12 protein-coding genes are annotated in these 21824 nt (G+C 62.3%); 10 read left to right on the top strand and 2 right to left on the bottom strand.

The features are described from left to right. Positions 1 to 14 precede the first annotated feature (14 nt). The 9 genes from CJEDD_RS12050 (at position 15) to CJEDD_RS12010 (ending at position 13475) form a co-directional block, all read left to right on the top strand. Entirely contained in the window at positions 15 to 1121 is a 1107-nt protein-coding gene (locus CJEDD_RS12050; RefSeq protein WP_273657544.1) for a DUF3322 domain-containing protein, read from the top strand. Between the two features lie 26 nt (positions 1122 to 1147). Then, the gene (locus tag CJEDD_RS12045; protein WP_042409417.1) at positions 1148 to 1399 is read left to right on the top strand and encodes a toxin HicA; all 252 of its coding nucleotides are present in this window, start codon (positions 1148 to 1150) and stop codon (positions 1397 to 1399) included. A gap of 3 nt (positions 1400 to 1402) precedes the next feature. Beyond that, positions 1403 to 1738, top strand: coding sequence for a type II toxin-antitoxin system HicB family antitoxin (locus tag CJEDD_RS12040; protein WP_042409414.1), 336 nt, complete (start codon positions 1403 to 1405; stop codon positions 1736 to 1738). 51 nt (positions 1739 to 1789) lie between these two features. Continuing rightward, positions 1790 to 2776 carry an ImmA/IrrE family metallo-endopeptidase gene (locus tag CJEDD_RS12035; RefSeq protein ID WP_232297764.1) on the top strand — a complete coding sequence of 329 codons (987 nt, stop codon included), beginning with the start codon at positions 1790 to 1792 and terminating at the stop codon, positions 2774 to 2776. Between the two features lie 64 nt (positions 2777 to 2840). Continuing rightward, the gene (locus CJEDD_RS12030) at positions 2841 to 3389 is read left to right on the top strand and encodes a hypothetical protein (protein WP_157034522.1); all 549 of its coding nucleotides are present in this window, start codon (positions 2841 to 2843) and stop codon (positions 3387 to 3389) included. Between the two features lie 120 nt (positions 3390 to 3509). Then, positions 3510 to 6374: a DEAD/DEAH box helicase gene (locus tag CJEDD_RS12025; protein ID WP_042409406.1), complete on the top strand. Its 2865-nt coding sequence runs from the start codon at positions 3510 to 3512 to the stop codon at positions 6372 to 6374. A 4-nt stretch (positions 6375 to 6378) separates the two neighbouring features. Beyond that, on the top strand, positions 6379 to 10938 hold the full coding sequence (locus tag CJEDD_RS12020) for a DNA methyltransferase (RefSeq protein WP_273657543.1): 4560 nt from the start codon (positions 6379 to 6381) through the stop codon (positions 10936 to 10938). A 222-nt stretch (positions 10939 to 11160) separates the two neighbouring features. Further along, positions 11161 to 12633: a hypothetical protein gene (locus tag CJEDD_RS12015; RefSeq protein WP_157034507.1), complete on the top strand. Its 1473-nt coding sequence runs from the start codon at positions 11161 to 11163 to the stop codon at positions 12631 to 12633. A gap of 464 nt (positions 12634 to 13097) precedes the next feature. Further along, complete coding sequence (locus CJEDD_RS12010) at positions 13098 to 13475, top strand: SPRY domain-containing protein (RefSeq protein WP_273657542.1); 378 nt, start codon at positions 13098 to 13100, stop codon at positions 13473 to 13475. A gap of 48 nt (positions 13476 to 13523) precedes the next feature. Here CJEDD_RS12010 and CJEDD_RS12400 read toward each other — a convergent pair whose 3' ends face one another. After that, the gene (locus CJEDD_RS12400) at positions 13524 to 14273 is read right to left on the bottom strand and encodes a PIN domain-containing protein (RefSeq protein WP_475678942.1); all 750 of its coding nucleotides are present in this window, start codon (positions 14271 to 14273) and stop codon (positions 13524 to 13526) included. Further along, positions 14270 to 15337, bottom strand: coding sequence for an XRE family transcriptional regulator (locus CJEDD_RS12005; RefSeq protein ID WP_081764567.1), 1068 nt, complete (start codon positions 15335 to 15337; stop codon positions 14270 to 14272). The genes CJEDD_RS12400 and CJEDD_RS12005 overlap by 4 nt, the downstream gene beginning before the upstream one ends. Before the next feature lie 158 nt (positions 15338 to 15495). On the opposite strand from CJEDD_RS12005, the gene CJEDD_RS12000 reads away from it, so the two are divergent. Further along, positions 15496 to 21822 (top strand): DEAD/DEAH box helicase, encoded by a 6327-nt coding sequence (locus CJEDD_RS12000; RefSeq protein WP_273657541.1) that lies wholly within the window; start codon positions 15496 to 15498, stop codon positions 21820 to 21822. Positions 21823 to 21824 lie beyond the last annotated feature (2 nt).

Raw genomic sequence — 21824 nt, 5'->3', positions numbered from 1 at the left:
CCGTGAAGTTCAACATGGAGCTTCTGCTTCTCGACGAACCTTCGGCCCTCTCCGTTCCCCTCCATCCCCCGACGCGTGCGCAGGTCCTCGCGGACGAGGCCGGTGCCCGCGCATTCGTCCGCGCCTGGCAGGCCTGGCATCCCGCCGAGGAGGTGGAGTGGGCCACCCGCTCCTGGGCTGGCATGGGCAAGCAGGACGTGCCGGTGCGTGTGGCGTTGAGCGGGTGGGACCGCATCGCGGAGGTGGCCGGGCGCGCCGGGGAGGTTGCGCTGGCCCGCGAGCGGTTCGCGGTGTTGGTGGGGTTGTTCCCGGATTGGCCGGAGTTCCGGGAGCGGGCGGTGCACTCGTGGTCGTCGTGGCTGGTGTTGTCTGACGACGACTTCACCCGCCTGTGCCTCGCTCTGCGATGGTTTCACGTGAAACCTTCGTCCGGCCTGCGCGCCCGCGCTGTGCCCATCGAGGGCTTAGACACCAAGTGGATCGCCGCGCACCGTGGACTGCTGCAGCGCCTGCTCGGCGTGACCGACCTGGGGCTGGCTGAGGGCGATCGGCTGATACGGGTGCGGTTCCTGGATGGTTTGCTTGCGCCCGCGCCGGGGTTGGTGGATGTGGCGGTGCCGTTCGGGTCGCTGGCGTTGCCCGACGGTTTGCTGGTGATCGTGGTGGAGAACAAGGAGACGTTCCTGGCCCTTCCCCAGGCCCCCGGAGGGTCCGGCGCGGTACTGGTGTGGGGCTCCGGGTACACCGCCGGCGCGCTTCCGGAGCTGCCGTGGGTGCGCGAGGCCCGCCGGGTGCTGTACTGGGGTGACGCGGATGCGGACGGTTACGCCATCCTGAACGCCCTTCGGTCGCGGCTGACTGGCGAGGGTTCTTTGGTTCCCGTTGTCAGCGTGGCCATGGACGTGGACACGGTTGAGCGCTTCCTGCACCTTGCGGTTGCCGACCCCGGCGACACGACCCGGGTACTCCCCCACCTCACCGACAACGAGGAACGCGCCCGCCGGTTCCTGGTCGCCTCCGGTGCGAAGCGACTGGAGCAGGAGCGCGTGTCCCTCGAGTGGGCGCTGGCGTTGCCGGAGTTTAAGGCGGTGTGGGGGCCTTGTGATTCGACTGCAGAGTAGTACTATGTGTGGTACTACTGGTTCCCATGGGGGACGATATCCAAAAGATCCTGGACGCGATGCAGCGTTCCGGCAACAACATTCGTTACGCCGATCTTCGTAAGGTGTGCGACCACTTCTTTGAGAAGCGGCCCAACAGTGGCGGAGATCACGATACATACAAGACACCCTGGGTTGGCGATCCGCGCGTCAATATCCAGAACCGCCACGGAAAGGCGAAGCCGTACCAGGTCAAGCAGGTGCTGGCTGCGGTGAAGAAGCTAGAAGAGCAGGAGTAGACGATGACTGAACGCTTGTCGGATAAATACACCTACCAAACCTTCTGGTCTGAGGAAGACGGTGAGTACGTGTCCACCGTTGCCGAGTTTCCGTCCTTGAGCTGGCTCGATGAGGACGCCCAGCGGTCGAGTGCAGGTCTCCGAGCGCTTGTCGCCGAGGTGATCGCAGACATGCAGCAAACCGGTGAACCTATCCCCCAGCCGTTCGGTCAGCGCGACTTTTCCGGACGGTTCAATGTGCGAGTCAGCAGTTCCCTCCACCGCCGTCTTGCCATGGACGCTGCGCGGGAGGGTGTGTCCTTGAACGCGTGGGTGACACAGAAGCTCGCGAGCGCGTAGACGGGAACTTAGGTCGGGATGAGCGCTGTCCGGGTCAATATCCAGCCCCGCATGCTTGCTTGGGCGGTGGATTGCACTGGCCTGCCAGAAGGCGAATTGGAGAAGCGGTTTCCAAAGCTTCCGCAGTGGCACTCGGGTGAGAGTCGCCCAACGCTGAAACAGGCGAGGGAGCTCTCGAAGCTCGCTCGCATTCCTTTCGGCCGATTGCTGTTGGATGAGCCGTCGGGTGAGCGAGTGGGTGTGACGGACTTTCGGACCGTCGGCAACAAGGCGATGGGTACCGTGAGTGCCGATTTGCGGGAGACTATCCGTTCGAGCCAGAGCAGGCTCGCTTGGTACGCCGAGTTCGCTGCTCAAGAGGATATCGCTCCACCGACAATGTATGCCTCGGCCACGGTCGAGCATGATCCGGCTGAAACGGCAGAACGGGCACGGGAGCTTCTCGGTATCGAGAAGGGCAAGCCCCTCCCGGGAAGCGACAAGGTAAGTGAGCTCGCTGCGGCCATGGAAGATGACGGAATCTTGGTGGCGAGAAACTCGATCGTCGGTAACACCACTTCGAGGAGGCTCAGCGTTGGCGAGTTCCGGGGCTTCACGATCGAAGACGGCGGCTACGTCTTGGTGTTTGTTAACACCGCGGATGCCAAAACTGCCCAGTTGTTCAGCTTGGCCCACGAATTGGGCCACGTTGTTCTTGGGCGCACTGGTATCTCTGATCACTCTGAGCATGCGGACGTCGAGCGTTGGTGCAACAGGTTCGCGACCGCGGTGATTGCACCGCTGGAGGCAGTGGAGCAGGACCCCACCTCACGCGCAGAAGCTAGAGACGCGGCCGGGTTACTCGAAGCACATCCATCCGACAAGCGTGAAAGCGGGGGCGCTCCCCCATTTCGCACAATGGTGCGCTTGCGCGTAGGCAGCCGTTTCTTCGACTCGATCACTCATGCATGGAGCCATGGGCAAATTGCGGATAGCGAAGTGTCCCGCCACCTCGGCGTCAGCACTTATGCGTCACTCTTTAAGCTCGTGAGCGCGTAAGGCAAAGTACCCTTAACCACTACTTGCCCTGCAAGCCCCGCGTTTGACCTTTATCTTCAACCGCATGGGAACTTTCATCATCTCGCTGATTGAGGCAATTGCGGCTGCCGCCGCAGCGATTTTGGCGGCCATGGCACTGAAAACCTCGAATAAGGCCAATGATCTCGCGGAGAAAATGCGGGATGACAACCAAAAGTTCAAGGATGAGGAACGCGAAAAAGACGAGGAGCAACGGCGCAATGCGGTTGCGATGAGTGTCTACGCCTACTGGGCGAAGCGGGACGACAATCAGTGGGGAGTGGTGATTAGTAACAAGGGTCCGCGTGCGACGGTGGTGAAGGACTTCCGGGTGGAGGTCAAGTGCAAGGACAAGGAGCGGACCTGCCACGAATCGCACCAGATGGTCGCACTGCCCGTGGGTGAGTTCTTCATCGAGCACAAGACAACGAAGTACGGCTGGGGCAACCTCGTCTCCATCAACGAAAACGAGCGGTTCAAGCCCGTGGTGTACGCCAACACGTGGCGCGTGGACAAAATCAGCTTCATCGACCATCTCAATGAGCAGTGGACCTACACGCCTGAGACTGGCTACACCCACCAGCCGGCCAGCTAGCTAGTCAGCGCCCGAAAATCGTTGCCGTTTCACGTGAAACGTCACGCAACCGACCCCCGCTCAAACACCCGTCCGATATAAACCTCCCCCGCATCGGGCGCGCCGGATAACCTGCCTAGTATGTCTTCTCCCACGCAGGAAGCGCGCACCGAAAATGCGGCGAACTCCACCGCCTACGCGCCGGGCCTCATGGTCAAGGTCCGCGACGAGTTGTGGCTGATCACCAGCGTCACCCAGTCCGTGGACGGGTACCTGCTCAAGGTGCGCGGCCTGTCGGACTACGTCCGCGACACCACGGCGAGCTTCTACACCGCCATCGACGACGTGGAGGTCTTCGACCCCGCCAAGGTGGAGGTCGTCCCGGACCGCTCCCCCGGCTACCGCACCACGCGCCTGTGGCTGGAGACCACCCTGCGCCAGACCCCCGTGCCCCTCTACCAGGAGGAGCTGTCGGTTGCGGACCAGATGCTCATGGATCCGCTGGATTACCAGCTCACCGCCGTACGCAAAGCGCTTAGCGACGACAACCTCCGCCCCCGCGTGCTCATCGCGGATGCCGTCGGCCTGGGCAAGACCCTCGAGATCGGCATGATCCTCTCCGAGCTGATCCGCCGCGGCCGCGGCGAGCGCATCCTCGTGGTCACGCCGAAGCACATCATGGAGCAGTTCCAGCAGGAACTCTGGTCACGCTTCGCCATCCCGCTGGTGCGCCTGGACTCCACCGGTATCCAGCGCGTGCGCCAAATGCTGCCGGCCAGCCGCAACCCGTTTACCTACTTCCCGCGCGTGATCGTGTCCATGGACACGCTGAAGAGCCCGAAGTACCGCGCGCAGCTGGAGAAGGTGCGCTGGGACGCTGTGGTGATCGACGAGATCCACAATGCCACCAACGTGGGCACCCAGAACAACGAGCTGGCCCGCACCCTCGCGCCCACAACCGAGGCGCTGCTGCTGGCGTCTGCCACCCCGCACAACGGCGACCCGGAGAGCTTCAAGGAGATCCTGCGCCTGCTGGACCCCACGGCGGTGCTGCCCAACGGGGAGATCGACAAGGACGCCGTGTCCCGCCTGCTCATCCGCCGCCACCGCCACAGCGACGAGGTCGCCAGCGTGGTCGGCGAGCAGTGGGCGGAGCGCAAGGACCCCGTCAACATCCCGGTGGAGGCCTCCGCGGAGGAAAACGCCGTCGCTGGCGAGTTGGAGCAGACCTGGATCCACCCGGATAGCGCCAAGGCCAACCCGGCCCAGGACCGCCTGTTCCCGTGGACGCTGGTCAAGGCGTTCCTCTCCTCCCCCGCCGCGCTGGGAGAGACCATCGAGAACCGCCTCAAACGCGTCCCCCAAACAGACACCAATCAGCGCGAAGCCCTGGAACGCCTCAAAGCACTCAACGCCAAGGTCACCCGCCAAAACTCCAACAAGTACGCCGCGTTGGTCAACTATCTCCAGGAGATCGGCGTGGGCAAGGGCAAGACAACCAGGGCGGTGGTGTTCTCGGAGCGGGTGGCCACGCTGCATTGGCTCAAGGAGAACCTGACCAAGGACCTGAAGATGCCGGCCGGTTCGGTGGAGGTCATGCACGGCGGGCTCTCGGACGAGGAGCAGATGCGGCTCGTAGACGAGTTCAAGCGCGAGGATTCCAAGCTGCGCATCCTGGTCACGGGCGATGTGGCGTCGGAAGGCGTGAACCTGCACACGCTGTGCCACAACCTGGTCCACTACGACATTCCGTGGTCGCTGATCCGCATCCAGCAGCGAAACGGCCGCGTGGACCGCTACGGGCAGATGGAACCCCCGCAGATCGCAGCCCTCCTGCTGGACACGAAGCAGGGCGGTTACGTGGGCGAGCTGCATGTGCTGACCAAGCTGATCAACCGCGAGAACGAGGCGCATGCGTTGCTTGGCGACGTCGGCTCGCTCATCGGCAAGCACACCGTCTCCGGCGAGGAGGATGAGATCCGCCGGGTGATCCAGAACCAAGCCGGCTTCGATGAGGTGGTCAAGTCCCCGGAGCAGGTCGCGAGTGCGGATGCGCAGTCTGAGGAGGATCTCATCGACCTGTGGATGTCGGGCTTCGGGCTTGACGACGAACCTTCGGAAAGCCCCGTTTCCGACCCCAATGCCCCGCACACGACGAGCCTGTACGCCTCGGAGATCGCCTACCTGGAAGATGCGCTGAACGAGGCCTTCTACGGCGCACCGGAGAAGGCGCTTGCCGCCAACGGCGTGGCCTACGAGCTGGGCAAAAACGGCGTGGCCGAGCTCGCCCCGCCGGAGGACCTGCGCCGCCGCCTGGACGTGCTGCCCCAGGACTACCTGGCGGACCGCAAGGTGCGCGAGAAGTTCCTCCTAGCCACCAACACCGCAGTGGGCAATGAGATCCTGCGCAACGCGCGCACCGGCCAGGACGGTTCCACGTGGCCCAAGGCCCACTTTTTGGGCCCGCTGCACCCGGTGACGGACTGGGCCACGGACCGCGCGCTGGCCTCGCTGTCGTCCGGCCAGATCACCGCCATCGAGGGCGAGGTGGACATGCCCACCGTGCTGCTGATGGCCACGCTGACTAACAAGCGCGGCCAGGTGGTCTCCCGCGCCTTTGTCACCGTCGCTGGCGGCATGCTGCCCAAGACCATCGAGGACCCGGTGGCGTGGTTGCGCGGCATCGATCTGACCGAAAACGCCATCAACCCGGAAACGCTCACACTGCCGGACAACGCGCAGGAGCTCGTCGCAAAGTCTGTGGAGATCGCCGGCAACCAGCTGCAGCCGATGATGGCGGCCGCCCGCAACCACGCAACCAGCCGCATCGAGTACTGGATCGACCGCGCCGACCGCTGGCAGCACGCCAAGGACGACAGCCAGCAGATGCTGCGCGTTGGCCGCTCCGCGAACCTGATCGCTGAGGAGCGCGCGCTGATCGCCTCGCTTGAACCAGACCGTGAACTTATCCGCCCGCTCGTCCTCGTCCTGCCGAAGGAGCAGTAGATCAATGGCTACCTACGACTCAATCATCAACGTTGATGAATGGATCAGCGACCACTACTTCACCACCGACGAGGGCGAGTCCTTCACCAAACGCGTGAAAAACCGCACCAAGGAGTGGGCGCAGCTGGAGCAGGAATCGGGCGCCCCCTCCCCCGTCAAGCGTTTCCAAGCCGAGCGTGGCGAGCTGCAACAAGCCTTTGCGACGCAATCGCCTACCGACGCGCTCGTGCGCGCCGCGTTCAGCTACGGCTCCCCCACCACGCAGCGCTACACCCGCGCCGGGGACACGTTTACCTACCAGGGCTGGGTGGGCAACGCCGGCACGCTGGTGGTGGTCAGCGCCGAGGTCGACGAGGCCACCACCGAGGAAGACCTGACCACACTCCCCGTCACCGGTGGCATCGCCCCGAAGGGTAAGGATCCGGAGCAGGCGAAAGTATCCAAGCTGGTCGGCGACCTTTTCCTCGCCGCCGAACCCCCGGAGTTCATCGTGGTCCTCGCCGGTGCGTGGGCCGTGCTCGCCGAGCGCGAGTCCTGGCCGCTGGGCCGCTACCTCGCGGTAAACCTGCAGCTGGCGGTGGAGCGAAACGACACCAAGAAAGCCGGCGAGCTCGAGCGCGTCGCCGTTATCCTCGCCCGCGAGAACCTGGAGCGCGCCGCCGACGGCACCACCTGGTGGGCCGAGACCCGCGAGGAATCCCAGCAGCACGCCGTGAAGGTCTCCGGCGACCTGCGTGACGCGGTGCGCGAGTCCATCGAGATCATCGGCAACGACGTCCTGAACCGCCGCCGGGAGCACAACCTGCCCATCGACGGCGTCGATGGCAACGAGCTCGCCCACCAGTCGCTGCGCTACCTGTACCGCATCCTCTTCCTGCTCTTCGCCGAGGCCTCCCCGGAGCTGGCCATCCTGCCCACCGGCGCACCGGAGTACGTGGAGGGCTACGGCCTGGACCGCCTCCGCGACCAGATTCTCAACCCGCCAGTGACCGACAAGGCGCGCCGGGGCACCCACCTCTACGACTCGCTGCAGCTGTTGTTCACCCAGGTCAACGACGGCCACGACCCTCTCGAGACCGCAGGCGCCGACCGGGACGCACAGAACGAGGGCCTGACTTTCCGCAACCTCGAGGCGGACCTGTTCAAGCGCGAGGCCACCTCGCTTATCGACGAAGCCAAGCTCTCCAACGACGCCCTTACCCGCGTCCTGCAGAACCTGCTGCTGTCGAAGGTCTCCGCCGGCAAGGACCGCGGCTTCATCTCCTACGCCACCCTGGGTGTCACCGAGCTCGGCCAGGTTTACGAGGGCCTGATGTCCTACCACGGCTTCATCGCCCAGGAAGACCTCTACGAGGTCGCACCGAAGGGCGACGCTTCCAAGGGCTCCTGGGTGCTGCCCACCCACGCCGCGGACACCGTGCCGCAGGACAGCTTTGTCATGGAGACCAAGCAGATGGAGGAAGGCGGCACCTCAAAGGTGCGCCGCGAGCACCCGGCCGGCTCCTTCGTGTTCCGCCAGTCCAGCCGCGACCGCGAGCGCTCCGCGTCCTTCTACACCCCGCAGGTACTCACCGAGTTCACCGTTGGCCAGGCCATCGAAGTGCTCCAGGAGGAAGGGCGCATCGAAACATCCGACGACGTGCTCAGCCTGACCATCTGCGAGCCCGCCATGGGTTCCGGCGCCTTCGCCGTGGAAGCGGTGCGTCAGCTGGCTGAGCTGTACCTGAAGCTACGCGAGGACGAGCTGGACACCCAGGTCGACCCCGAGACCCGCGCCGTTGAGCTGCAGAAAGTCAAGGCCCACATCGCCCTGCACCAGGTCTACGGCGTGGACCTCAACCCCACCGCGGTGGAGCTCGCCGAGATCTCCCTCTGGCTGGACACCATGACCAGCCAGCTCAAGGCCCCGTGGTTCGGCCTGCACCTGCGCCGTGGCAACTCGCTCATCGGTGCACTGCGGTCGACCTACTCCACCGCGCAGCTGAAGAAGCGCGAGTGGCTCACCGCCGTGCCGCGCCGGGAACCGGTACAAAACCTCGCAGAGGCTATCGACGCCGGCGAGCCCAAGGACATCCACACCTCCGGCCGCATCCACCAATTCCTCCTCCCCTCCTCCACCTGGGGTGCGGCAGCGGACGCGAAGGACCTGAAGACCTTGGCCAAGGACGAGATCACCGCCATGAAGGCCTGGAGACGCTCCGTCACCGGCAAGGCCCCCACCAAGGAACAGACGAAGAAGCTGACCAACCTCGCCGCCCGCGTGGAGTCCCTGTGGGCCATCACGCTGTCGAAGATGCGTATCGCGGAGGACCAGATCCGCCGCGACATTGATCTGTGGGGCCGCGAGACCGAGCACACCGCCAAGAACGTCCGCCGCGAACAGATTGAGCGGGAGCTGCTTCACGACGCCGAAGGTGCCTACCTCCGCCTGCGCCTAGTCATGGACGCCTGGAACGCCCTGACGTTCTGGCCCCTCACTGCAACGGAAGAGCTGCCGGACCTGGACGAGTGGCTCTCTGCGCTTACCGACATCCTCGGCGTAGACACCCAGGCCCGCGACGCCAGCCAGATCCGCTTGGCCAGCGCTACCAACTGGGACGAGCTTGTCCAGCTCGAGCGCACCGAGATAGGCCTCTCCGGCGCCCGCAAGATCGAGACCGTGCTGTCAAACCACCCGTGGCTCAACGTGGTGCAGTCCGTCGCCGCCGACCAAGGCTTCTTCCACTGGGACCTCGACTTCGCCGCGGTCTTCGCCCGCGAGGGTTTCGACCTGCAGGTAGGCAACCCGCCGTGGGTGCGGCCACGTACCGATCTGGATGCTCTGTACTCCGAAGCCGATCCGTGGTTCTCACTGGCACACAAGCCGACGCAAGCAGCGAAGAAAGCGCGCCGGGAGCAGTGGAACGATGATGGGCAGACTCGCGAAGTCGTGTACCGAGGTCTCGGCGAGTCAGTAGCGACATCTGCGGTGTTGACCGATGTGACCCGATATCCGCACCTCACTGGTCAGCAGCCAGATCTCTACCGTGGATTCATGGAACGCACCTGGGGAAATACCTCGTCAGAAGGCGTTATCTCGCTCATTCACCCGGAGTCCCATTTCACAGAGAAGAAGGCTGCTCGCCTGCGTCGAGGCGCATATCTGCGATTGAGGCGTCACTGGCAGTTCATCAACGCACTCATGCTGTTCGATATCGACGATCACGTGGTCTACGGTGTGCACCTCTACGGATCTCAACTCGAGGGGCCTAAATTCGTCATGGCCGGTCGCATGTACCACCCGGCAACCGCTCAAGATTCAGTCCATCATGATGGGACTGGGGACCTTCCTGGCATCAAAGATCCCGATTACAACTGGGACCTTCGACCTCATCGTGATCGGCTTCAAATTGTCGACAAGCACACTTTGCAAGTCTGGCACTCAATTCTTGAGGATGAATCGGTTCCGTCTATCGAGGCTCGCATGGTATACACCGTAAACTCCGAAGCCGCTGAGGTACTCGAGAAGCTTGCTTCCGCTCCCCGTATCGGGCAACTGGGGCTACAGTTTTCCGCAGGTTGGCACGAATCCGCCGACAAGAAGGCGGGATACTTCGATACAGGGTGGAAACACCCTGATTCCTGGAATGACGTGATTCTCCAAGGGCCCCACCTTGGGGTCTCAACTCCCATGATCAAACAGCCAAACCCCACTCTGAAACACAACCAGGATTGGTCTGAAATCGATCTCGAGGCGATGGCTGCTGATTTCATTCCGGCTACGGCCTACCAACCGGACCGGGATGCGCAGCCGACGTATGACTTCGACTATTCAAAATTCGAGCATGGCGATCAGGTGAACTCGGCGAAGGATTTCTTTCGCGTTGCGTGGCGTGAAATGGCAGCTACAACTGGGTATCGCACGCTCTACCCAGCAATAATCCCGCCCGGGGCTGCCCATGTGAACGCCGTAAACTCGTGCGCGTCAACATCCGTCTTTGAAACTGCAGCCGCCGGAACAGTGATGAGCACGTTGCTCACTGATTTCGCTGTCCGATCGGCGGGTTCTGCCCATATATCGAATGCGATCATTCGGACGATTCCTCTTCCCGCTGATAACCCGTTGATGACGAAGGCACGGAACCTGTATCTCCGGCTCAACTGCCTCACCGAGGCCTATGCCCCGTTGTGGGAAGAGGTTGTGGGGGAACCTTGGTACGTCGATACGCCTTTGCGTAAGGATGAGGAGCGGCGTGCGGCGCAGGTTGAGATTGATGCGATTGTGGCGTTGTCGTTGGGTGTGACGGCGGATGAGTTGTGCATGATTTATCGGACGCAGTTTCCGGTGATGCGTCGCTATGACCAGGAGGATCGGTTTGATACGAATGGTCGGAAGGTGCCGAAGGAGATTGTGAAAGCCGACGCGAAGTTGAAGGACGACGCGGAGTTGTCGGTGGCGGATCGGACGTGGACGCATCCGCAGTCGGGTGTGGAGTACGTGTACGAGTACCCGTTTAGGCAGTTGGACCGGGAGGCGGATATGCGGGAGGCGTATGAGAGGTTTGAGGGGATGGTGCGGGAGTAACGTTCTACTTATCGACTGCGAGTAATTGTATGGCCGTGGAGTCTTGCCGTTCTTCCGGCCGGAGTTGATTTCGTTTTTACGTGAGGGGAAAGTCTCGAAGGGACGATGAGAGTAGCATCCTGGCACTTCTTTCTACCACTTCTGGATGTGTTGCCTCTTCCACATGGGAAAGTCACACTAAAGACACCGACTGGAATGATATACAGCTCTCTGGGAGAAGCTATGGAGCTCCCTGATGGCGTCGCGATTATCGCCCACCAAGTGTTTGCGCAGGACACGACAGGTACTGCTGAGGAAGCCGTATTTGCGTCTATCGCTACCCGGGTTGCATCTACCCAACGGGTCGCCGCCCCGTCAGCAGTCCAAGTTAGTAAACCTGTCACGGTTCTTGAGGTTGTTGTTAGCCAGAGGTTTAGCAAGATCGGCGATTGGGGGAGGCGTTCTAATCGGGAGGATGCCTTTTCGCATGCGGTGGCAATGGCAAATGAATGGATTGGTGCTTTGTCGCTAGCGCTACAAATGCCACTTGCAAAGGTGCGCGTTGAACTTCTACCAAGTGCTCTTCCAGTCGGAATAGGATTGTTTGAGCCTTGGGAAATCCGTCCCGGAAAATTGACACGTCTAAAGATCGATGGCTGGATGCAGCTAAGGGAAACCCGACCGGTAGTTTCAACGCATCCCCCGCAGCCGGATGAGCTGGATCTTTGGATCGAGGCTGCGCTAATCAACCATGCTGAGAGGGGGCCTTTCGTTCGGTCGTCGGAGCTGCTCGAAGAAGCAATTCGTCAACAGAAAGAAACCGGTGAATATGAGATCGCAATGATTTTGTATGCAGCCTCGTGCGAATCAGCGATAGACGAACTAGTGCAACATCTGTTGTGGGAACAACAGACGACGCCCCATGAAGCGTCAGAGTTCTTTCTCCGAAGCCGCGCCAAAGCGAAAAAAGGGGGAACCCCTGTACCAGAATCGGTTGTTTCGCTTATGAAGAAGAAAGCGCTGAGCCTCCTAAGAGGTTCCACTTTTGGTCCGAGCGATGAGCCGGAACCGTTTAGACAATGGACTAAGTTCGTAGTTGAGCCAAGAAATCATGTAATCCACGGCGGGAAAAGAGTCACCCGTGAGGAGATTGAGAGATGTGAACGGGCGTTTTTCGAATTCCAGGATTGGGTTAAGAACGAGGTTTTCGCAAGTCGCTCGCGTTTTCCAATCACGACCATCGCGCTCTTGGGTGAAGCCCAACTCGTTAAACGGGGTGAGTGGGAGCGTTTTTCGCCTATCGAACAGTCGCTCTCGCAACTCCGTATTCGTCTTCAAACCTTCCGCCGCTGGAGTGACATGGTTGTCTCGCTACGGAGTAGTCCGACCCTGATAGGTCAGCTGGTAGACCCAGAACAAAGTGTTCTTCAGGTTGTTGTATCCGAGGATGGGCCGAAGGAATCATTCCTAGTGCATTCGGGTGGCGCTGTTATTTCGCGCCTACCACAAGAAATCACAGAGGAGATCGGCCGGCGTGTACCCATCCAGCCCGAGGCCGGTCCTGTGATCCAGTTGCTGGATTACGAGCTAGATTTCCTTACCGGCCGGGAGGTATGGGAAACATACCGTTACGAGATGTCTCCTAAACTGCTGTTATACCCATCAGATATCGGATACAAAGATGCTTTAGAGCGATTTGCCGAAGAAAACGAGTGAACCATGCTGAGTGTTGTGCGGCGTAGCTATTACCACCGTGTTGAGTATCGAGAAACTGTCCGGGGGAAGTTTCTGGTGACCGCGCGACCTCAGGGCGCGCGACGCTATCAGAGGTGTCTGATCGTGACTGACACCGGGCGGTAATGGATTACGCGGCGAAAGGGTGGTCTGTGCGCGAATGAGAACAAGTCCTCTCCCAGCGGTGAGACACCTTACGTAGAAGGATAGCTGGTGTCGCGGACATGTAGAAGCTTCTTAGACGCAAGATGTCAACGCAGACTAAAGTTTTGCACCGCGTATGTGGCTCCGTTCGGGGTAGTCGTGATGAGAGCCGAGGAGCTTTCCGACACGAGAGGCTCGGATCTCCAGCTCAGGATCGATGCGATGCGACGGGAGGTCTATGGCATGCTAGATGACATTCACGCGAGCATACGAGTCGCGCGCCCTCTTTCAATCTGGTTCCTTTGCGGGAGGAGTTGATGGGGGAACCTTGGAACGTCGATAAGCCTTTGCGAAAGGATGAGGAGCGGCGGGCCGCGCAGGTGGAGATTGATGCGATTGTGGCGTTGTCGTTGGGTGTGACGGCGGATGAGTTGTGCATGATTTATCGGACGCAGTTTCCGGTGATGCGTCGTTATGACCAGGAGGATCGGTTTGATGCGAATGGTCGGAAGGTGCCGAAGGAGATTGTGAAGGCGGATGCGAAGTTGAAGGATGGCGCGGAGTTGTCGGTGGCGGATCGGACGTGGGCGCATCCGCAGTCGGGTGTGGAGTACGTGTACGAGTATCCGTTTAGGCAGTTGGACCGGGAGGCGTATGCGGGAGGCGTACAAGAGGTTTGAGGAAGCTTTATCATAGTCGCAGTGCCAAAATAGCTCCGACTCTGGATTTCAACTGTTTTCTCCACAGCGCTGTGGCACCCACCCAGTTGCTAGGTGACAAAGCCCACGAGTCTGGTGGGCAGGTAGGTCCGAGGGCAAGTTATTTGCGTATATGCAATCCTCACAAATACAGTCCCGCTCTGGTGCCGTAAGTGGGCCGTAGAGTTGCCATTGTCGCGAAAACTCCGAACCCGAATCGACGGGAAGTATGTAATCGGGCTGTTGAGGGACGAGAAGGCTGTCCGCCTGCACGCCGAGAAGATCGTCCACGATCCGTTCGCCTTCATTGCGATTGAGCAGGTGCAGTCTAATTAAACATGCGATTACATCGAGGGTGGTAAGGCAAACGAGCCCCATCTGCCTAGCAACTTCTCTTCCACGACCGTCATCGATCCAAACAACTGGTTGTTGCGGAAAAATCCCATGAACCGCGTACGCAATACATGCAGACTCACCTGCATGCTTAACTGGGGCTTGAGGATTCGGATTTCTAGAAATCCGTCGCGCAAGAGGACTCTCCTTCGGAAATTTAGTCTCACGAATGAAGTTCGCCTGTCCGTCCGCGTCAGCGTCTAAAGCTAGAACGCAAAGCAGGTCTGAGTTAAGTACCCGTGAGTTGGTGAAGTCGTCTCTTTGGAGCTCCTTTTGCACCTCACGGGGGATGCCGAAGCTTAGCCCCAGCTTAGTGACTAGGCGGAGAACTTCGAGGTGGCCAGACTTTGATAGGTGGGAAAGGGGGCCGGTGTCTGCGATTATCAAGGGAGAGCCACACCGTAGCTGTAGTTAATAGCTTCTAGTTGATCCAGCTTCCCGAGTTTGATGCCCTCGGCAAGTTGACGGGAGTACTCCGCAGGGATCCGGTCAGACGGGAGGACGGAACTATGATCCATAACGCGCTGATCTGCTTCAGAGTGAGTTTTTAGCTTGGCTGCTTGCCCAGAAGAGATATGGCCCGCACTTTTCAGTAGACCGATTGTCGAACGCCAGCCGACTCCGTAAGTTTGCGCAGTTCGCACTGCCTCATCAACCAAAACGGACTCATCAGTAATCTGGCCAAAGTGGGCAAGAGCCTGTTCCGGTAGAAGCAAATGAGCAGCAAAAGAGTTGCAGGCTTGTTCGGGGTGAAGCTTGGAGCCCCTCTCTTTTCGAGAAGAAAACTCGTTGTCCACGGATTTGTTCTCGTAGGCATCTCCGATTAACCAGTGGCACAGCTCGTGAGCTAGCACGAAACGCTGGTGAAAAGAAGGCGAACAAGTGTTGATAACGGCTATGCCGATTGGAAGGTTGGCGGAGTCTGAATCTATTTCGAGCATTAGTCCCTGAGGTCCCCAGTTACCTTCAAACGGGGAGGCGAATTCCCAGAGGCCAAATTTATCACACAAGGCTGGTAGGTCAGCGATGGGTTCGGATTCGGAGATGTTAGCATCCCTTCGCACTTTTCGGGCCAGATGAGCAGCGTCCACGTGAGTTTTTGGACGTTTGAATGGTCCTGGCCTCTTCCCCACGAGGACTCCGGTATCCATGAGGTGGCGAATATCGTAGGCGAGCAATTCGATGCCCGCCTCAATATCTGAAGGTCGCGTGGTGTGCACATCCTGATAGCGCCGCGTGATCTGTGGGATCTCGGCCTGGACTGCCCACATGACCGGCTTGCGAAGAACAGCGAGAATCGCGTTCAGCTCACCTGCTGAGGGAAAGTAATCGCCAGATTCGATTTTGCCGATTGTAGATTCGGGAAGATTAGTGGCTCGAGCGAATTCGTCATCGTCCCACTCCTGGCGCACGAGCTCTGCGCGGAGTTTCTCACTGAAGGGCACGTTCATGATTACAACCTGGATGGCTAAATAAGGGTACTTGGCAACGAACCTTAGCCGATAGGCAGCGTAGAGGTCGCGCCGGACCGGCTGTTTGAAACCATTTCGTGGAATTGCTGTCGTCAGGTTTCGAGATTCTAGCCTGTGTCCTAGATAAAGTTGACTCCGTGTCTACCCTCATCCCCGTCCACGCGTCGGAGCACGTCCTCGGGGGCGTGTCCGAGTATTTGGCCACTGCGTTTTCGCTTGCGAATCCGGAGACGTCCAACGCGCTGAAGGCGTTTTTGGAGGATTCGGAGCGGGGCATGTTCCACGGGCCGTACGTGCGTACGCGGTTGCCGTATGCGCGCGCGATCGGGTGGGACGGGATTCTGGATTGGATGCCGGAGTGGTTTACGCCGTACCACCACCAGGCGGAAGCGTTCCGCAGGCTGCGCAGCAGGGATGAGCAGGGGGCGCGTCGTCCGGAGCCGACGCTGGTGATCACGGGTACCGGCTCGGGTAAGACGGAGTCCTTCCTCTGCCCGGTGCTGGATCACGCGGCGCGGGCTCGCGCTGAGGGGCAGCGCGGCACTAAGGCGCTGCTGCTGTACCCGATGAATGCGTTGGCGAATGACCAGGCGGATCGTCTGGCCAAGCTGATTACCAGTGAGCCGGCGCTTGCCGGTGTCACGGCTGGTATTTACACGGGTGAGGCGACGGGCAGCGTCAAGAAGGTCACGAAGGATTCGTTGATTAACGACCGTGACCAGATCCGCCAGGATCCGCCGGACATCCTGCTCACCAACTACAAAATGTTGGACCAGCTGTTGCTGCGTGAGGCTGACCGGGAGATTTGGAAGCGCTCAGCAACCTCGCTGCAGTACCTGGTGCTGGATGAGTTCCACACCTATGACGGTGCGCAGGGCACGGACGTGGCGTTGTTGCTTCGTCGATTAGGGCTGATGCTCAAGCAGCACCAACCGGAAGGGTTCGCTGGCGAGTACGCGTCGAACCCGCTGGGGTGGGTCACGCCGGTGGCGACCTCGGCAACCCTCGGTGGCAAGGACGACACGCAGAAGGTGCTCGACTTCGCCGAGACCATCTTCGGTGAGACGTTCACTCCGGATGCGCTGGTGGGGGAAAAGACGCTGACGTACACGGAGTGGACGGACGAGATCGCGCAGTCGTTTGGCGCGCATGCCGCTCCCCTCTCTCCCGACATCGATCAGCTGCGCGGCATCGTGGACGCGATCGCTAGCGACAACTCCGGCCGCGACCACGCCGAGGTGGTGCTGGATGTGTTCCGTACGCAGCTGTGGGGCGTGGACGCCGGCGCGGATTTGAAGAGCACCATCGCCGCGTATGCGGTGCACCCGCTGACGGAAAGGCTCCTGGGCGCGGCTAACCCGGCGAAGTCCCTGATCCGCCGTGAGGGCGAGGGCGGCAAGTCGCTGCCGGAGGCCATGTTCGACCCGATCGTGGTGCGCACCCTGGGCGAGACCACTGCGCGGGAGTTTGCCACCCACCTGCTCACCGCCGTGGCGCAGATCCGCGCGCTTGCCGGCGATGAGTTCGGTTTCGGAGGCAAACGCCTGCCAGGTGTGGAAACGCACTTGTGGGTGCGCGAGGTCTCCCGCATCGAGCGAGCCGTCACACCCACCGAGGACGGTGAGACTTTCCGGTTCGCGGACGACGGGCAGCTCGGCGGCGACAACGCCGGGGTGTGGCTGCCGGCCACGTACTGCCGCTCGTGCGGTCGCGCCGGGTGGATGACGGCACTTGAGCCGGGTACGGATGCGGTGGTGCTCAATGGGGCGGAGATTCGGAAGGCGAGCGTCGATAAGCCTGAGCTCGTACGTCCGCTCATCGATGCCACCGCTGAGCACCGCGAAGCCGTGAAGAACCACCTGGAGCTGACCCAGCTCGGCGACGAAGACGGCAACCGTGTGCTGATGTGGTTCCACACCAAATCCCGCACGCTGTCGCGTACCGAGCCCAGCGAGGAAGAGCTCGCTGAGGGCAGCTCCGTGCCGGTGCTTACGTACACTGGGCTTAACACCGAGGAGCTCGCGCGTGAGCAGACGTGCCCGTCGTGCGGGGAGGCGGATGCCATCCGCTACATCGGCTCGCGCGTGGCCACACTGCTGTCGGTGGGGCTATCCAACCTGTTCGGCATGCCGTCGCTGGAGCAGAATGAGAAGAAGACGCTGGTGTTCGCGGACTCCGTGCAGGACGCGGCGCACCGCGCGGGCTTCGTGCAGTCCAGGGCGCGTGCGTTTGGCATCCGTACGCTGATGCGCAGCGTCGTCGGCGACGACGAGGTGTCGCTTGCGCAGATGCCGATGCGGATCCTGGGGCGTGCGGACGGGGCCGCGGACCCGGCGCGTGCGCGCTTTGAGCTGCTGCCGCCGGAGGTGGCGGAGACCACCACGTTCACGCCGTTTTGGGCGAAGGACGCTGATACCGCGGCTCGTCGCGAGGCCACCACTGCGGCGCTGCACCGCCTGGAGTTGGATGCCGCGCTCGAGTTCGGGCAGCGTGCGCACCTGCCGCGCTCGTTGGTGTCCACGGGTGCGCTGGTGCCGTCGGTGCAGGTGGACGATGAAGTCCTGCTGGCGGCTGCCGAGGAGGCGCTGCAGCACGTGGACGAGGGCTTGTTTGAGGTCGCGGACGCCGGCTCGCCGGAGCTGCGGCTGCGCTGGCTGCGGGGCCTTCTGGAGCAGGTGCGCGACCGCGGCGGCGTGTACTCGCCGATGTTGAAGAGCTACCTGCAGGACGACGCGAACTCGTGGCGCCTGCACAACCGCTTTGCCAAGGCGCACGGTATGCCGAGCTTCCCCAAGGGCGGAGCACCCGAGTTCCCGCGCTCGGGGGCTGCCTTGGACGACAAGGACCGTGGCATCACTCCCCTGGGCAGCCCGCGCGGGCGGTATGCGCGGTGGACGTCGAAGGTGCTGGGGATCTCCACCCACGACGCCACGAACGTGCTCACCAACGTGTTCAAGGTGCTCGCCCGGGAGGGAGCGGTGCAGGCGGTGTCCACCAATTCCGGCGGCATCATCTACGCGCTTGCACCGGAGAACGTGGTGGTGCGCCACGAGGATGCAGCCGAGATGTTGCACTGTGGGGTGTGCAGGGGACCGTTGGGCGCGGACAGGCAAACCCGCTCCCTACTCGCCGGGCTGCCGTGCCCGACGCCCGGTTGCCTCGGCGAGCTGGAGGCGGAAGGCATCGAGCAGAACTACTACTCGCGGCTGTACACCTCCACCACCCCGCGCGCGGTGGTGGCGCGCGAGCACACCGGCCTGATCCCCAAGGAGGAGCGGCTGGCGCTCGAGCGAGCGTTCCGCGGCTCGGATGACGAGGCGCCGAATGCGCCGAACGTGCTGGTTGCAACGCCGACGCTGGAAATGGGTATTGATATCGGCGACCTGTCCACGGTCATGCTCGCCTCGCTGCCGACGTCTGTGTCCTCGTACGTGCAGCGCGTGGGCCGCGCCGGGCGCCTGACCGGCAACTCGCTGGTGCTCGCGTTCGTGCAGGGGCGCGGCACGATGCTGCCGAAGCTGAACCAGCCGCTGTCCGTGATCGCGGGTGCTGTGGTGCCGCCGGCGGCGTTCCTCTCCGCCACCGAAATCCTGCGCAGGCAGACCACCGCGTACCTGGTGGACACGATGGCGTTTGCCGCGAACGGGTTGCAGGTGCAACACGCGCAGGACGTGTTCAGCAGCCGTAAGACGTCGCTAGTGCAGGTGCTCAGCGAAGAGATCGCGGCCGGGGTGGAATCTCGTGTAGACGCGTTCTTGTCCACGGTCGAGGACGGCCACGTGGACGCCGCAACCGTGGACGGCGTGCGCGCGTGGGCGTGCGGCCAGGGGCCGGACTCGCTGCTGGGCAAGCTCGAGCGCACACGCCTGCTGTGGGAGGCCGAAAAGTCCGAGCTGCAGGCGCGCTGGGACACGTTGGCGGACCGGTTGAAGGAGCTGGAGGCCAAGGTCGACCCGAACGCGGGCACCGAGAACGCCGACCCGGAGTTGGAGCGGGAAAAGCGCAGTACCCGGGCGGCGTGGCGGCGCGCCGGGCGCGACTACAACGAGATCCTGCTCGACGAGTTCTGGATCAGCTCCATGGAGCGCTACGGGCTGCTGCCCAACTTCACGCTGTTGGATGACTCCGTGGAGCTTGCGGTGGTGGTCTCCCAGCTCAACCCGTCGTCCATGCAGATCGACCCGGAGACCTTCGAGCTCTCCCGCGGCGTGTCCTCGGCGCTGACGGAGCTCGCGCCGGGCAACACGTTCTACGCCCGCGGCATCGCCGCCACGGTAGACGCCGTCGAGCTCGGTGCCGGCGGCGCGGACGTGGAGCAGTGGCGCCTGTGCCCGGAGTGCTCCTACGGCGAAAAGGTGGTCACCGGCACCGCGCCGGGTGCTTGCCCGGTCTGTGGTGCGGGCGCGTTCGCGGACAAGGGCCAGATTGTGGAGACGGTGCGCATGCGCCGAGTCTCCGCCGAGGTGGACCGTGCGCGCGCGACCATCGACGGCTCGCACGAAGACCGCTTCACCATGTTCTTCCACACCGCACTGAGCTTCTCCGTGCCAGACGGCGGCCATGGCGGCAAGTGGTTCCTCTCCCAGGGCTTCGGCGCGGAGTACCTGCGGTACGTGAACTTGAGCTGGTTCAACCTGGGTCGCGGTCCCGCCACGAAGAAGATGCTGGCGGGCAAGGAGATCGACGCTCCCCTGTTCACCGTTTGCAACTACTGCGGGCACCTGGATTCGCAGAAGGGCGCGAACTCGAAGTGGGACCACAGGCCATGGTGTCCGAAGCGCAACGCTCGTGAGGAAGAGTCCGTCACGGTCGCGCTGGGCCGCACTCTGCAGACCCAAGGCGTGCTGCTGCACGTGCCGGTGCAACTCACCGCCGGCGACAAGGCGACCATCCCGAGCCTGACCGCCGCAATCAAGCTCGGCTTCAAGGAGGTCCTCGGCGGCGACCCGGACCACCTCAACGTGGTCACGGTGCGCGTGCCGGACGCCACCGGCAAGACGGTGGAAGCGCTGCTCATGCACGACAACGTGCCGGGCGGCACCGGGTACCTCTCGCAGTTCGCCTCGCCTGAGGACGTCCGCAAGCTCCTCGAGCAGGCCTTCACCAAGGTGCGGGATTGCGACTGCGCTGCTGACGAGCGCCTCGCCTGCCCGGACTGCTTGCTGCCGTACACCCTGTTCCAGCACGTCGAGGTCACCTCCCGCGCCGCCGCCGAGCGCGCCATGCGCGCGATCCTGAGCAACCAGGACCACCCCGCCCAGGACCTGGATCCGATGTCGGTGCAGTGGACCCCGCAGACGGAGGCCCCGCAGCTGGACCAGTCCTCCAACCTGGAGGTCCGCTTCCGCGAGATGGTGCGCGACGCACTCGAGGCCCGCAATGCGACGGTCAAGGACATCCCCAACGCCGGCGGCGTGGAGTGGCACATCTCGTTCGCCACCGGTGAGGAGTGGAGCATGCGCGAGCAGGTGGACTACGGCTACACCCGCCCGGACTTCCTGTTCCAGCACCGCCGAAAGCCGCTGCTGCGCTCGGTGGCCGTCTATACCGACGGTGCCGCGTTCCACTTCAGCGCGCAGCACTACCGCTTCCCCACCGACATACACAAGCGCAACAGTCTGCACTTCGGCGACAAGCAGATCCTGCCGTGGAACGTCACCGACGCCGGCCTGGATTGGTTTGCCCGGGAGACGACGTTCGGCGAGGCCGCACCGTCGTGGGTCAGCGAGAAAGCGGAGAAGCGCACGCGCGCCATGGAGGGCATCGGCAACAATGAGATCGCGTTCTTGAAAGCCTCCCCCATCACGCAGCTGCTGACCTACCTGGCGGAGCCGGAACGGTCCTCCTACACGCTCATGGACAAAGCCCTGCTGCAGATGCTCAGCACCTCCGTGGTGCCCTCGCGCATCCCGGGTGGGGCGCGCCTGACGTTCCGCAACGAGATCCACTTCGACGCCGCCAAGGTAGGCGAAGAGATGGTGCTGCAGCGACTGCTTGTCGACGCGCTGGCACCCGGTTCCATCACCGAAGACAACTGGCGCGACTTCCTGCGCTTCGCCAACATCGTGTGGCTGGCCAACAACACCGTTACGGTCGACGTTGGCGATGGTGATGCTGTGGGCGTTGGGCAACCGGAGGTCGTCGAGAAGCAAAGTGCCGTCGAGGCCGCAGTGGGTGGGCTGTGGGCCGAGGCGATCGAAGAGTTCGAGGACGAAGCGGACGTGGCCGCCGCGCTGCGCACCCTCGTGGACGCGGGTGCGCCGCCGACCGAAGAGATCGGCGAGGAAATCGAATCCATCCCCACCGCCATGTCCTGGACCGAGCTACGTATCGCGCTGCTGATCGAGCAGGACGCCTCCTACGCGGGTGCCGAAGCCAAGCTTCGCGAGCAAGGCTGGACGCTGCTGTACCCCGATACACTCTCGCCAGAGACCATCCCGGCCGCGCTGCTGGGTAAGGAGTGACA

Source organism: Corynebacterium jeddahense, assembly GCF_028609865.1.
Lineage (GTDB): Bacteria > Actinomycetota > Actinomycetes > Mycobacteriales > Mycobacteriaceae > Corynebacterium > Corynebacterium jeddahense.
This window is presented reverse-complemented; position numbering and strand designations above follow the sequence as displayed.